Origin of the sequence: Pseudomonas sp. JAI111, from assembly GCF_024809425.1 — a bacterium.
Classification (GTDB): Bacteria; Pseudomonadota; Gammaproteobacteria; order Pseudomonadales; family Pseudomonadaceae; genus Aquipseudomonas.
This window is the reverse complement of the sequence record NZ_JANUCB010000004.1, coordinates 109,290-122,310: the sequence shown is the minus strand read 5'-3', so window position 1 is coordinate 122,310 and position 13,021 is coordinate 109,290. Positions and strand designations below refer to the sequence as shown.

Annotated in this window: 13 protein-coding genes; 7 read left to right on the top strand and 6 right to left on the bottom strand. The window is 59.5% G+C overall.

The annotated features are described in order from the left end of the window. Nucleotides 1-111 precede the first annotated feature (111 nt). From HNR03_RS14615 to HNR03_RS14600, 4 genes are all read left to right on the top strand, one after another. Nucleotides 112-513 carry a hypothetical protein gene (locus tag HNR03_RS14615; RefSeq protein ID WP_259154293.1) on the top strand — a complete coding sequence of 134 codons (402 nt, stop codon included), beginning with the start codon at nucleotides 112-114 and terminating at the stop codon, nucleotides 511-513. 11 nt (nucleotides 514-524) lie between these two features. Further along, entirely contained in the window at nucleotides 525-1,064 is a 540-nt protein-coding gene (locus HNR03_RS14610; protein WP_259154292.1) for an HD domain-containing protein, read from the top strand. 193 nt (nucleotides 1,065-1,257) lie between these two features. Continuing rightward, the gene (locus HNR03_RS14605) at nucleotides 1,258-1,536 is read left to right on the top strand and encodes a DUF3303 domain-containing protein (RefSeq protein ID WP_259154291.1); all 279 of its coding nucleotides are present in this window, start codon (nucleotides 1,258-1,260) and stop codon (nucleotides 1,534-1,536) included. 411 nt (nucleotides 1,537-1,947) lie between these two features. Then, nucleotides 1,948-2,403 (top strand): glycine zipper 2TM domain-containing protein, encoded by a 456-nt coding sequence (locus HNR03_RS14600; protein WP_259154290.1) that lies wholly within the window; start codon nucleotides 1,948-1,950, stop codon nucleotides 2,401-2,403. A gap of 51 nt (nucleotides 2,404-2,454) precedes the next feature. On the opposite strand, the gene HNR03_RS14595 is transcribed toward HNR03_RS14600, so the two are convergent. Both HNR03_RS14595 and HNR03_RS14590 read right to left on the bottom strand, forming a co-directional pair. After that, complete coding sequence (locus HNR03_RS14595; RefSeq protein ID WP_259154289.1) at nucleotides 2,455-3,270, bottom strand: hypothetical protein; 816 nt, start codon at nucleotides 3,268-3,270, stop codon at nucleotides 2,455-2,457. A 16-nt stretch (nucleotides 3,271-3,286) separates the two neighbouring features. After that, on the bottom strand, nucleotides 3,287-4,000 hold the full coding sequence (locus HNR03_RS14590) for a DUF2092 domain-containing protein (RefSeq protein WP_259154288.1): 714 nt from the start codon (nucleotides 3,998-4,000) through the stop codon (nucleotides 3,287-3,289). 457 nt (nucleotides 4,001-4,457) lie between these two features. Between HNR03_RS14590 and HNR03_RS14585 the strand changes: the two genes are divergently transcribed. Together HNR03_RS14585 and HNR03_RS14580 are read left to right on the top strand one after the other, a co-directional pair. Further along, nucleotides 4,458-6,071, top strand: coding sequence for an arylsulfatase (locus HNR03_RS14585; RefSeq protein WP_259154286.1), 1,614 nt, complete (start codon nucleotides 4,458-4,460; stop codon nucleotides 6,069-6,071). A gap of 117 nt (nucleotides 6,072-6,188) precedes the next feature. Beyond that, nucleotides 6,189-6,854, top strand: coding sequence for a DUF3313 domain-containing protein (locus HNR03_RS14580; protein WP_259154285.1), 666 nt, complete (start codon nucleotides 6,189-6,191; stop codon nucleotides 6,852-6,854). Here the strand turns inward: HNR03_RS14580 and ligD are convergent, their stop codons facing one another. From ligD to HNR03_RS14565, 3 genes are read right to left on the bottom strand one after another with little or no spacing between them, the layout of a single operon-like run. After that, the gene (ligD, locus tag HNR03_RS14575; protein ID WP_259154283.1) at nucleotides 6,855-9,434 is read right to left on the bottom strand and encodes a DNA ligase D; all 2,580 of its coding nucleotides are present in this window, start codon (nucleotides 9,432-9,434) and stop codon (nucleotides 6,855-6,857) included. It lies immediately after the preceding gene. Next, entirely contained in the window at nucleotides 9,431-10,423 is a 993-nt protein-coding gene (locus HNR03_RS14570) for a class I SAM-dependent methyltransferase (protein ID WP_259154282.1), read from the bottom strand. Before HNR03_RS14570 ends, ligD begins: the two co-directional genes overlap by 4 nt. 10 nt (nucleotides 10,424-10,433) lie before the next feature. Next, nucleotides 10,434-11,819, bottom strand: coding sequence for an iron-containing redox enzyme family protein (locus HNR03_RS14565; RefSeq protein ID WP_259154281.1), 1,386 nt, complete (start codon nucleotides 11,817-11,819; stop codon nucleotides 10,434-10,436). A 195-nt stretch (nucleotides 11,820-12,014) separates the two neighbouring features. Here HNR03_RS14565 and HNR03_RS14560 point away from each other — a divergent pair, with 195 nt between their 5' ends. Next, the gene (locus HNR03_RS14560) at nucleotides 12,015-12,461 is read left to right on the top strand and encodes a cupin domain-containing protein (RefSeq protein WP_259154280.1); all 447 of its coding nucleotides are present in this window, start codon (nucleotides 12,015-12,017) and stop codon (nucleotides 12,459-12,461) included. Nucleotides 12,462-12,494: 33 nt separating this feature from the next. On the opposite strand, the gene HNR03_RS14555 is transcribed toward HNR03_RS14560, so the two are convergent. After that, on the bottom strand, nucleotides 12,495-12,938 hold the full coding sequence (locus tag HNR03_RS14555) for a hypothetical protein (protein ID WP_259154279.1): 444 nt from the start codon (nucleotides 12,936-12,938) through the stop codon (nucleotides 12,495-12,497). Nucleotides 12,939-13,021: the final 83 nt, after the last annotated feature.

Sequence of the window (13,021 nt, the reverse complement as noted above, 5' to 3'; positions counted from 1 at the left end):
CATTCCCACGCAGAGCGTGGGAACGATCAACGCGCAGGAACGATCACGATATTTCCGACTGACGATTGACCTATGGGCAAACGGGTTGGGTGGGCTCTATGATTAGGACCCATGACGACCTCTGTTCCGATCCGCTCCCCCTGCCCGCCCGGCGCCTGCATTTGCGGGCGAGACCCGTTGCTGGAAACACCGGGCGCGGACGTGCGCATCCTGTTTCTGACGCGCCAGGAAGAAAAGCGCCTGCTTGATCGGCTGGAGAACCTGCAAAGCCTGGCCGACCTCGAGCGCTTGCAACATCGCATGTACGAACAACTGGGGATTCGCGTGGAGATCGTCCCCAGCTTCAATGAAGTCCGCACCATGCGCGGCATCGGCATCACCCTCGGCGAATTGCCGGGACTGTGCCGCAAGACCCGCCAGTCGATCCCGGCCGCCATTCGCCGCAGCCTGGAAAAGCGCCCGGAAATTGCCTTCGAGATCCTCAACGCCAACGACCTGTTGCGCGATGCGTGAGGGCTGCCCCCATGAATCTCATCCTTGAATTCCCCCTCACCGACGAAATACTCACCTCCTACGCGCTGGCGATCGGTGCTGACCTGCCGGGCTATCGCAATCACATCTATCGCGTGCTGAACTTCTATCGCGCAATCTGCGGCATTGAAGGCCTGCCGTCCGAGGCCGTGCAGATTGCCGGAGCGTTTCACGACCTGGGGATCTGGACCGATCAAACCATCGATTATCTGGAACCGTCGGTTCGCCAGGCCACTGACTATCTCGACAGGCAACACCTGTCGCACTTGAGCAGCGAAGTGGCGGCACTGATCCTGGAACACCACAAAATACGCCCCTACGCCGCCGAGCATGCCCTCAGCGTCGAGCCTTTCCGGCGTGCCGATGTGATTGATGTGTCCCTGGGCCTGTTGACGTTCGGGCTGCCACGGGCGTGGATCAAAACGGTGAAGGCGACGTTCCCCAATCATGGCTTTCACGGGATGTTGCTCAGGCAAACCGCGCGGCAATTTCTTCGTTCCCCGCTCAAGCCACTGCCGATGTTTCGCTGGTGAAACAGACGCCGGCCACGACGTCGCTCAATCGTTGAAAATGCCCTTAAAGAGGATCAGCGGTCGTACACGCACCGCTGCGCGCTGCTATGCCTTCACATGGGACATGAAGCTGCAAACAGGCGCGCCATCGTGGTCCCGGCGCCAGCCAGGTGGCGTACTCCAACAGGTGCCAATCCGTAGCAGGAGGTGGCAAATGTTATTCATCGTCAGTTGGTCCATCAGTCCGGAAAATCGCAACACGGCAATTCAGCGTTTCCTCAAGACCGGAGGCGCTCCACCTGAAGGCGTCAAGATGCACGGGCGCTGGCACGCAGTCGGTGGTTCGAATGGGTTTGGCATCGCCGAGGCCAGTGATCTGGTACAGGTTCAGAAGTGGGTACTGGAGTGGAATGACATCATGAAGATGGAGGTTCACGCGGCATTGACCGATGCACAGATGGCGCCGCTGTTGGCGGCCATTGGCGGCAAGTAGCGCCCCAATACTTGTGCCATAACCAAACCGTGCAGGAGCTGGAGTTCAGTGTTCATCGTCAGGACTCGGTCACGGTGATTGCAAAAGGGGCATGCCTGGCACGAACCCAAAGTGAACACAATCCACTGTGGGAGCGAGCTTGCTCGCGATGACTGAGTCATATCCGACATCAATGTCGACTGACCCACCGCTATCGCGAGCAAGCTCGCTCCCACAGGGATCTGCGTTTATTCAGTCGCACCTTACGCAACAGGAAGTGCGACAGCACCGACCCTGTTCCAGATGAACATGGACGTCGCCTGCTCCCTGCAGCAGGCGCCGCGCCAACGCCTGGAAAATGTTGTGCTAGGCTTTTTTCTCACGTAACGCGATGCGTTTGAATCGATCATTCCCTGGCAGAAGGAGCTGGCAATGAAAACGACTGTTTCCTGGCTAACGATCGCACTGGCCACCCTGCTGATCAGTGCCTGTGCCGCCGTAGGGTCCAGCAGCGGAGGTGCCGGCGAGACGGAAATCCGCTCGGGCAAGATCGAACAGATCGTGCCGACACAGATGCAGACCAATCACGACAGCGGGGTCGGGGCCATTCTTGGCGGGCTCGCCGGCGTCGGGATCGGCAGCCTGATAGGCAGCGGCACCGGCCGCGATGTTGCCATGGTAGCCGGGGCTCTCGCCGGTGCGGCGGGTGGCAACTACGCGGAGAAAAAGCGTTATGACCAACCCAAGGAAGCGCAGCAGATCATCGTTCGGGTGAGAAGCGGCGTGCTGGTATCGGTCACTCAACCAATCAACCCTGTGCTGAGCAAAGGCATGAACGTTTACATCGAAGGCACCGGGAACGATGCCCGGGTTGTTCCCCAAAGCTAGAAGCGCCAACAGCACAATCGGTGAGCCGGCCTGTATGGCGGCGCCCCTTGATCACGGCGTCGGCACGACGGTGTAGAACACGCCGTTGGCGCCATACGCAGGTCGTACCCACGAACTGCCGCACTGATAAAAAGTCCCCGCTGCAACTGTCCTCAGCTCACATCCGGAGGGAAGGCTCGCAAAGGTTGCGCCCATGGGCATGGCCGGCGGTGCAGAGGCCACCATCCCGGCGTTATAGCCTGCACTGTAGGCCGTGTTGTTTGCCCCCTGATTGTCCGCCGTGGCTATGGCAGCACCGGCCACCGCCCCTGCCGCTGCTGCCGCGGCGGGATTCACGCCCTCGTTGTATCCACAGTTGTAGCAACCGCTGCTGGCATAAACAGCCGTAGGTGGATGGTAGTAACTGGTGCCATAGGTCGCCGGATGGTAGGCCGTCGTACCATATCCGTCGGCATGGTAGCCGCTGGCGGTGGCGCCATTTTCACCTTGGGCGTGCCACGCCCCCTCGCCGCCGGATGCCGTTCCACCTTCGGCCCCGGTGCCATGCCAGGAACCCTCGCCACCAGAGGCCGTGCCGCCCCTTTCGTCTGTGCCGCTCCAACTGCCGCCGCCACCCGAGGCCGAGCCGCCACGATAGCCTGACCCGCTCCAGCTACCACCGCCGCCGGACGCCGAGCCGCCTCGATTGCTTTCTCCACTCCAGCTGCCTCCACCGCCCGAAGCCGAGCCGTATTCACCGGAGTGACTCCAGGAACCACCACCGCCGGATGATCGACCGAAACTGGACGCGTGCGACCAGGCCAGCGCCTGGTTGCAACTGAGCAGTGCGACGACCAGCCCGGCAAATTTCAACGTAGATCTGTTCATGTTCCAGCCTCCTCGCTCAGGGTTTCGCGACCGGTGCCTTGACCCCTGCCGGGGCGCGCAAGTCGGGCGGCGGAGCAAACTCGATCCTGTGTGCATTCTCGATATGTTCGGGTTTGAAGAAGTCCGCAGTCAGCGCCGATTCAAGCTTCCAGTCACTGAACGCGACCTGGTGCCGGGATTGGGTCGGGTCGTCACGGAACACCGCACGCAGCATTCGCGGCAGCTTGTCTTGCGCACCGATCCAGGCCTGTACGAACACCACGTCATTGGCGTAGGCAATCACATCTGTCGTGGTGTCACCGACCACCGTGGACTGACCGATATAAAACGCCAGGCGCATGTCTCTTTCCAGATCCTTGTAGGGATCGGCAACGATGACGTCGGTAAAGGGAAAATAGATGGCCGCGCGTTGGTAGGCCGCCTCAAGGGTCGCATCAATAGTGGGGGGTGCATCTGCTTGCGCCAGCAGGTTTCCCTTCGGCTCATAGGCATAGGCTTGCTTGCCGTCGTAATAGAACTCGGTCGCTGCACCATCGCCCGAGGTCAATACGCGCAAATGATCGGGCCGCTGCATATTGACCAGTGCCACGGTGTTATAGGCCAGGGGTGGCCCCAGCCGGCTGGGTTTCTCGTAAGTGGTGATGGCTTTGAAGCTCATGCCTTGGGTGCTTGCCAGCCTGGCACTCATGGACTTCAAAATCTCCAGCGCCTTGGGCTCCAGTTGGTTCACTTGAGCATCCATGGCAGGAGGTTGTTGGGCCGCGAGCAAGGGCGTTGTAAACACACACAGGACCAACCCGGAAACGAACGACCGGACACGCTGTAGTAGGTGTGACATCGCTTGTTCTCCGCAGAGACCCGTCAGGATTTAAAGCGTAGCAATCGAAGCAGCGCCACAACGGATTAATTTTCTGCGACTCACTGACGCCTGCGTTGTAATACCGGTTTGATTCCTTCGCTATTCGAACAGCGAATAAAACCTTTGGGGTGGAAGTTGACTAATTCAGATGTCGTTCACCCTGCAAGTTGCCGACTGTGCTGTAAACCCCATGAAACAAGGGCGCACCGCTGGTAATTATTACTGGAAATTTCACAGTTCAAACCTACTCTCTTGCGGGGGATACATATTTAAATATAGGTCGGGGGGGGCCTGTTTCAGTACTAACGCAAGTACACAGGAGCTCCAAATGAACCAGTCAAAATTATCCAGACTGTTCGCGGTGTCGATGCTGTTATCTGCAATGGTTCTACCCCTAGCCGCTCAAGCCGCCGACAAGGCGCCGAACATCGTGGTGATCATGGGTGACGATATTGGCTGGTCCAATATCGGCGTCTACAACCAGGGCATGATGGCCGGCCGTACCCCTAACCTCGACCAATTGGCTGCTGAAGGCATGCGTTTCACCGATTATTACGCCGAGGCCAGTTGTACAGCCGGACGCGCCAATTTCATTACCGGAGAACTGCCGATCCGCACGGGCATGACCACGGTGGGCCAGGCCGGCTCGCCTGTCGGCATTCCCGCCGAAGCGGTCACCATCGCCACCACCCTCAAAGCCATGGGTTACGCCACGGGTCAGTTTGGCAAGAACCACTTGGGTGACTTGAACGAGTTCCTGCCGACCGTGCATGGCTTCGATGAGTTCTTCGGCTACCTCTATCACCTCGACGCCATGGAAGACCCGGCGCACCCCAACTATCCGCAAGAGCTTCTGGCCACCGTCGGGCCGCGCAACATGGTTCACAGCTGGGCCACCAGCACCGATGACACAACGGTGATGCCACGCTGGGGCAAGGTCGGCAAACAGAAGATCGAAGATGCCGGCACGCTGTATCCGGATCGGATGAAAACCGTCGACGAAGAAATTCGCGACAAGGCTTTCAGCTTTATCGACAAGGCCAAGACCGACAACAAACCGTTCTTCGTCTGGCTCAACCCGACCCGCATGCACATCGTCACGCACCTGGCTGACAAATATGAAGCGATGCGCAATGCACAAAACGGCTGGTCGGAGCAGGAAGCCGGCATGGCACAACTCGACGACATCGTCGGCGACGTCATGGCCAAGCTGAAAAAAGACGGCATGGATGACAACACCATCGTGATTTTCACCACCGATAACGGTGCAGAAAATTTCACCTGGCCTGACGGTGGTACCACGCCATTTGCAATGGGCAAAGGCACGGTGATGGAAGGTGGCTTCCGCGTGCCGGCGATCATTCGCTGGCCGGGCAAAGTACCGGTAAACACTGTAGCCAACGGCATCATGTCGGGCATGGACTGGTTCCCGACCCTGGTTGCGGCAGCAGGCAATCCAAACATCACCGACGAACTGCTCAAGGGCAAACAACTGGGCGACCGGACCTACAAGGTGCACCTGGACGGTTACGACCAGACACCGATGATCACCGGCAAAGGCCCGTCGAACCGGCATGAAGTCTTCTACTTCGGTGAAAGTGCGCTGGGTGCGGTTCGCATCGATGACTACAAGTACCGCTTCATCGATCAACCCGGTGGCTGGCTGGGTGCCAAAGTGCCGGTCGATGTGCCGATGCTGACCAACCTTCGACTTGACCCGTTCGAGCGCATGGGCTGGCCGGAAAACCAGGCTGCCCAAGGTTCGCAGCAGTATTTCGACTGGTTCAAGTTTCAGTTCTGGCGTTTCGTGTTCGTCCAGCAACAGGTGGCCAAGCTGGCTGAAACCGCGATTGAGTTCCCGCCGATGCAAAAAGGCGCGAGTTTCAACCTGGATTCAGTCAAAGCCAAGATTGCAGCGGCGCGAGCGGAAATGGCCAAATAAAAAGCACTATGTTGCGAATGATCAAGGCGAGCGCCTTTTTTGGTGATGACTATTCTCAAGAGCCACCTATGCTCAGAAATGAGTAACCGCGATGCAAACCATGGAGCACACACCACTATGAACCTGTCCCGTAAATTGTTCATTGGCGCTGCATTGGCCAGCCTGCTGCTTGGCGGGTGTACCTCGAAAGTCACCGAAAAAGACCAGTACTCAGGCTTCCTGTCCAACTACAACAACCTGAAAGAAGTCACCACCACCAGCGGTGAGACCGCGATGCGCTGGGTGAGCCCTTCATGGAACCCTAATGCCTACGACACCGTGGCGTTCAACAGGCTGGAGTTGTACCCGGCGCCAAAGCCCAACGAACGGGTCAATCGGCAAACCCTGGATGACATCCAAAACTATATGACCACCAAAACCAAAACCATCCTCGGTCAGAAATACCGCGTGGTCACCAGTCCACAACCAGGCTCGAAAACCCTGATCATGCGCGCGGCGATTACCGGGGTTACCGCCGAGAATGAAGGCATGAAGTGGTATGAAGTGGTTCCGGTCGCCGCGGTGGTCGGCGGTGTTTCTGCTGCCAGCGGTCATCGGGATCAGGACACCACGCTGTTTATCGAAGCCGAGTTCATCGACGCCAAAACCAATCAGACCGTGGCCAAGGTCGTACGCAAAGTCTTCGGCAGCACCCTGGAAAACGCCAGCCAGAAGATCACCGCCAAGGACTTCAAGGCGGCCATCGACAAACTGGGCACCGATTTGCAGGCGTTCATTCGCTGATCATTTCTTCATCCCGACCCGCCGACGCATGTCGGCGGTGATGGATTGCCGGGTTTTCTTAAGATCGGCCCACGGTTCATCGCCGACTTCAGCCAGGCGCTCATGGGCGTTGTGGATGTTCCACTGATCGCCGCCCTTGACCTCCCCTACCTCGTCACGAAAGATCGGCATCGACACTGGCATCCCTTCGCGGGTGCGCGCCGCGTAGGCGCAAATGGTCGTTGCGCCGAGCCCGTTGCGCAGGTAATCGATGAAGATCCGCCCGACCCGGTTCTTCGGTCCCGACACTGCGGAAAAACGTTCCGGCAACAGCTTGGCCATGTGACTGACGATGGCGTGGCTGAAGTCCTTCACCTCATCCCAACCCAGCTTGCGGGTCAGCGGCACCACCAGGTGAATGCCTTTGCCGCCACTGGTCTTGAGAAAGGCCTTGAGCCCCAGTTCATCGAGGACCGACAGGGTCAGTTGAGTCGCCTCGACCATGGTTTTCCAGGGCAGCGCCGGGTCCGGGTCAAGGTCGAGAACGAAGCGATCCGGTTTATCGAGGTTGTCCGAGGTGGCGTTCCAGGTGTGCAGTTCGACGGTGCTCATCTGCACGGCGCCGATCAGGGCTTCGGCGTTGTTGATGATCATCACCGGTTGGCCGGTGAGTTCCTTGTCCAGCGTGGTGATCCCCGGAATGGCGAGGCGCTCGGCGTTCTTCTGGAAGAACAACTCGCCGGTGATGCCATCCGGAGCCCGGACCAACGCCACCGGGCGATCCTTGAGCTCGGGCAGGATCCACTGCGCGACGCTGGCGTAATACTCGGCCAGTTGCACTTTGGTCGTGCCGCTGCTGGCGTCGATCACCCGGTCCGGGTGCGTGATGCGGACTTTGCCCGCGCCCAATCCGATCTGTGATGGCGCGGTCTGGGTGGTGTTCTTTTCAGCGGCGGCGGCCGGTTTTTTCGCTTGAGTCTTCACCACTTTCGCGTGCTCCTCGGTGATGTTTTTGGCAGGTTTGTCATCGCGCAGACCATGGAACACCGCATGGCGCACCGAACCGTCCTTGGTCATCTCGGCGAAAGCGATTTCTGCCAGCAGCACGGGTTTGAGCCAGTGCACGCCCTTGGCGTCAAATCCGGTCGGCGGATTGACCACCGATGGCTTTTTCACCTGCAAGGGTTTGAGTTGTTCGTGGATGCTTTTCAGCGTGGTTTCGTTGAAACCGGTGCCGACCTTGCCGGCGTAGCGCAACTCGCCGCTGTCACGGTCATGCAAGCCCAGCAGCAAGGCGCCAAAGGCATTACGCGAACCTTTGGGATCGGTATAGCCGACCACCACAAACTCCTGCCGATGTTTGCACTTGAGCTTGATCCAGTCGCTGCTGCGCCGGGACACATAAGGCGACCCCAGGCGCTTGCCGATCAGACCCTCCATTTGCATCTGGCAGGCGCTGTTGAGCAAGGCTTCGGGTTCCTCAGCAAGCGACTCCGAGAAGCGCAACAGCGGGTCCTTGTTGGAATTGAGCACCGTCGCCAGCGCCACTCTTCGCTCCTCGACCGGCACCTCGCGCAGGTCGACGCCGTTGAGGTAAGGCATGTCGAACAAGTAGTAAACGATAGCGCCGCTGCGACCCGCTTCGAACGCATTTTGCAGCGCCTGGAAGTCCGGCACGCCCTGCTCGTTGGCGACCACCATTTCACCGTCTAGCCAAGCGGACTCAAGCCCCAGCGCCGCCAGTGCCTCGGCTTGCGCGGGCAGCTTGTGGGTCCAGTCGTGGCCATTGCGGGTGAGGAGTTTTACCTCGCCGTGGTCGACGCGCGCCATGATCCGGTAGCCGTCGAACTTGATCTCGTAACTCCACTCGCCGCCAGGGGCTTTCTCCACCAGCGTCGCCAGCTCCGGTTTGAGCAGCTCTGGCAGTTTGGCTTTGTGGGCACCGGTGAGTTGCGCCGAGGCTGCTTTAGCCGTGACCTTGCGCGTGGGCTTCTTGACCGGTTTGGGTTTATCCGCCGCTTTTGACTTTTTGGGGATGATGGTCCGGTCACTGAGCACGCTGTCCGGCTCGGCGGCTACCACGTCGTAATCGCTTTCGGGTTTTGCCGCGGTGTCCTGATGCTTGATCAGAAACCATTGCTCCTGCTTGCCCGGCATGTGCGTGCGCACCAGGTTCCATAACCCACCGAGCTTCTCGCCTTGCAGCTCGAATTTGAGCTTGCCCTTGGCGTATGACTCAGCCGGGTCACCCTGCGGAATCCACACGCCACGGTCCCAGACGATGACATCCCCGGCGCCGTAATGCCCTTCGGGGATGCTGCCCTCGAACGTTGCGTAGTCAATCGGATGGTCTTCGACATGCACGGCCAGGCGCTTGACCTTGGGATCCAGCGACGGGCCTTTGGGCACCGCCCAACTCTTCAGCGCGCCATCGAGTTCCAGGCGAAAGTCGTAATGCAGGCGCGAGGCGTCGTGCTTCTGGATGCAGAACTGCAATGCATGATCTTTCCCCGCTTTCTTGCCCGAACGTTTACCGGCGGCCGGTTCCGAGGTGGCCGAAAAGTCGCGCATGCGGTTGTAATCTTCCAGGTTCTTGCTCATGGCGCACCTGCTGCTTCAACGCTTCCCCCAATACTGGGGCCACTGCGGGTGACGATCAGCGCGACCACTGCGATGCGCTCTACCCGTTGATAACCCGCCGTCAACAACTCTTCGCCGAAGACGTCGGGATCGAGTTCGCGGTAGGTCCAGCTGAACCGTGGCGATTCCAGGAACGGGGTCAGGGCTTGCAGAAACGGATCGCGCCCATCGATCATCGCCACCCCGGTGTACAGCACCAGGGAACCACCGGGCGCCAGTCGATTCAAGGCTTGCTCGACGATGCGCAGCGACAGTTGCGCGCCGAACGCGCCGCCGCCATGCCGGTAAGCCCGTTCGGCGGGGTCGGCCATATAGGGTGGATTGGCGACGATCAGGTCGAATTGGCCGTCGACGTCTTGCAACACATCGCTGGTCTCGACGCTGACATTGGCTACTTCGGCAAGCGCCGCATTGACTGCCGTCAGACGCAGCGCCGCCGGGTTGATGTCCACGGCCAATACTTCGGCTTCGCGGCGTGCGCGGGCAATCACAATGGCACCGACACCGGCACCGCATCCGATGTCCACCGCGCGCCGGATCGGCGCGAAATTCTGTTGCAGATGGGCATGAATCAACTGCGCAAAGCGATAGGTATCGGGGCCGAAGAACACCGCGTCCGCCGCGTCGGTGGGGAAACCCGAATGCACAAACAGCAGATCGTCGAGGCTCGACCAGCGCACTCGGCTTTTCAAGCGGCCCTCGTGTTCTTCAAGCACGCCGGCCTGTTGCAATTGCCGTTGCTCATCCGCCGACAGCAGACCGGGCTCGAAGGCGCGCGACCAGCCGAACACGTCGCGCAAGTTCTGGGCATTTTGCCCTTCCGCACGCTGATTGACCCGCTGATGCGTCAGCGGTGTCGGGGTGATAAAGCGGTAGCCATCCGCCTGCAAACGCCGGCCCAATTGCAGCAGCGCCAGATCGGCCGTGTCCAGTTGTTCTTCCTGATTCATGTGCAACTCCCTAGCGAAGGCTGGATTTGAGTTCGATGAAGCGCCGCGTCGCCATCAATCCTGCAGGATGAGAATGTCGGCGCGCCGACAGCCACGTAATCAACGCTTGCATCTGCTCGGCTGCATCAAGCCCCTCCAGTGAATCTTGCAGGCTCTGCACATCCGGGTCGTTAACCGGCACTGGCGCTTCGCTGACGGCACTTTTGCCCGCTCGAACCGCAGCGCCTGAACGCTCGGGTGTCCAGTCGCCGGCGATCCAGTCATGCAGCAGCTGTTTTTCATAGGGGCTGAACACCCCGAACATCGCCGCGCCGTCACCGTCGATCAACTGCCAGAAACGGCTGTCTTGCGGGTCCTGGTGACGTTTGATCCAGCCCTTGTTTTGCAGGGCGTCGAGGAAACCTGGCAACTGCTCCGGCGAGGACAACCATTGGTTGACGGTCTGGCCTTCGAACCGGCAATAGTCGGAGTGCATGTGCTGACCGAAGGGACGTTTGCGCTCAAGCATGTTGAGCAACTCGGTGTCGAGGTCGAACGATTTGATGATCGCGCCACTGCCCTGCCCCAGATCGTTGAGCCGATAACCCAGCGCCACCCGGCGCAGAAAGTCTTCGCGATCGCCCTCCAGCGGCAACAGCTCCAGCACCGCTTGCACCGCCTTGTGCGCGTGGCCGGTGCTGGCATTGTCGATGGTCACGTGCAACGTGAAGTAATACGGATCGATGCCCAACTCGCTGAGTTCATACGCGCTGATCAGCAAATGCAGCGGCAGCTGTTCATAGCCCAGGTTGTAGCCGATCACCTCGGGCAAAAACTCCTCGCTGCATTCGCCCAACGCCAGTTGTATCGCGCCTTGCAGGTAGTGTTCGTCAGCGATTACGCCGGTGTCTTGCAAGCCATGTTCGGCGAGCAGCTTGCGGTAGATCACCACGTGATTCTGCGCCGGATTACCGTCGCCCAGCTCTTCCAGATAGGTGCAGATCAGCCCTTCGAAACGCGGGTCGCGCCAGTGACGCAACAGGCCGTAAAGCCATGCACCATCAACCAGTTTGGTCGGGGCCACCGCTTGCAGGAAAAACAGTGCGTGGGCCTTGTTACTGAAGAACTGCCGAGGACCGCCGTCCTTGCGTTGTTGCAAGTAGTCGGCGTATTGGCGAGCGACGTCGGCACAGTGTTGCTCGACCCAGTCGTGCAGCGCCGACAGCTCGTGGGGCATCGCTTCAGGCACGTCCGCAGCGCGTTGCAACTGCACCTGCAGGAAGTCCTGGGCGAGCGCGCGCTGCTGCTCGGTATCGTCGCTCAGCAACAACTGTTCGTAGGTTTGTTTCATGCTGCCGGCAACGGAAATCGCGTGTTCGTGGGCAGGCTGGGAGTCGAGTCGTGTCAGGGCAGTCATGGGCGCTTCTCTCGGTCTGAGGCCAGTGGCAGGACGTTAAATCAACACGTCTCTACATCAGCAGAGCAATCGGCCCGGAGAAAAATTCAATCCACGTTGAAATCGCCCTGACAGACGGGCTTGTCCCGAGGTGCCGGGCGCGCACGCCAGTGAATATACTCAGCGGGTGTGGGACTCACCTTTCGGAGAGCAATCATGCGTACGGTCCATGTCATCGAAAAGGCGCCCGCTCCGGTGTCTGTCGTCGGAGAAGCCATCACCATTCTCGCAGGCGGGGACCTGAGCAAGCCCTTTGAAATGCATATCCAGGAAGGCGTGCAAGGAGGCGGGCCGCCGCTGCACTATCACCCCTGGGATGAGGCGTTCTACGTCGTCGACGGGGAGGTGGAAGTGACGGTCGAGGGCAAGGCAACCACCATTTCGTCCGGGGGTTACGTGCATATTCCAGGTGGGTCGATTCATGCTTACAAAAACATCAGCCCCACCGCGAGAATGATCGGTGTGGTGTCCGATCCGCGAGGCGGTCAGTTCTTTGCCGCGGTGGATCGGTTGAAGGTGCCGCAGGATCTGCCCCGGATACTGCAGATTGGCGAAGAGTACGGCGTCATCTTCCTGATGCCCAAGCCCGGGCAATCGCGGTAGAAGCTGCCGCGAGGTGCGGCAGCTCCTGTCAGCTCAGCTCAGGGCCCCGCAGAAAATATTCTGGTGACCATCGGCCGGGCTCTCACGCACCACCAGCACATAGTCGCCGGACCGAAGGGTGTCGATGGCGACCGGTGCGCTTTTCCAGAAGTACTGGAGTGACGCCTGTGAGTAGAACCGGGCGTTCGGACCGTCGTTCAGGTCATACGCCGGTTTCTCGCCCAGGTTTGAACAGCTTCCTTGATAGATGTAGGCCAATAAACGACCGGGTAAAGCGCTGCCCTTAGGTTCGCCACTGACGGCGAACCAGAATGCGGTCGCATTGCCGTCGGGCATCATGATGGGTCGGGCGATTTTACCGGCATTGACGGGCGTAGCGTTCAGGGGAACATTGCTGATCTGGTTGTCCGGTACGGTTGAGCATCCAGAGATCCACCCGACTGCTACCACCAACGCCAGCGAAGATACGATTTTCATCGTGGTACTCCCGCTTGGTTAGGACACGTTGAAGTGATCCCCCCTGTAAATTCTAGCGTTCAGGGCAAAGCGGGCATTTCTTC

What these genes read in the sequence shown, in the direction of transcription:
- HNR03_RS14610 (WP_259154292.1), top strand. Translation starts at nt 525, where the DNA reads ATGAATCTCATCCTTGAATTCCCCCTCACCGACGAAATACTCACCTCC.
- HNR03_RS14555 (WP_259154279.1), bottom strand. Translation starts at nt 12,938, where the DNA reads ATGAAAATCGTATCTTCGCTGGCGTTGGTGGTAGCAGTCGGGTGGATC.
- HNR03_RS14600 (WP_259154290.1), top strand. Translation starts at nt 1,948, where the DNA reads ATGAAAACGACTGTTTCCTGGCTAACGATCGCACTGGCCACCCTGCTG.
- HNR03_RS14605 (WP_259154291.1), top strand. Translation starts at nt 1,258, where the DNA reads ATGTTATTCATCGTCAGTTGGTCCATCAGTCCGGAAAATCGCAACACG.
- HNR03_RS14585 (WP_259154286.1), top strand. Translation starts at nt 4,458, where the DNA reads ATGAACCAGTCAAAATTATCCAGACTGTTCGCGGTGTCGATGCTGTTA.
- HNR03_RS14615 (WP_259154293.1), top strand. Translation starts at nt 112, where the DNA reads ATGACGACCTCTGTTCCGATCCGCTCCCCCTGCCCGCCCGGCGCCTGC.
- HNR03_RS14595 (WP_259154289.1), bottom strand. Translation starts at nt 3,270, where the DNA reads ATGAACAGATCTACGTTGAAATTTGCCGGGCTGGTCGTCGCACTGCTC.
- ligD (WP_259154283.1), bottom strand. Translation starts at nt 9,434, where the DNA reads ATGAGCAAGAACCTGGAAGATTACAACCGCATGCGCGACTTTTCGGCC.
- HNR03_RS14560 (WP_259154280.1), top strand. Translation starts at nt 12,015, where the DNA reads ATGCGTACGGTCCATGTCATCGAAAAGGCGCCCGCTCCGGTGTCTGTC.
- HNR03_RS14565 (WP_259154281.1), bottom strand. Translation starts at nt 11,819, where the DNA reads ATGACTGCCCTGACACGACTCGACTCCCAGCCTGCCCACGAACACGCG.
- HNR03_RS14570 (WP_259154282.1), bottom strand. Translation starts at nt 10,423, where the DNA reads ATGAATCAGGAAGAACAACTGGACACGGCCGATCTGGCGCTGCTGCAA.
- HNR03_RS14580 (WP_259154285.1), top strand. Translation starts at nt 6,189, where the DNA reads ATGAACCTGTCCCGTAAATTGTTCATTGGCGCTGCATTGGCCAGCCTG.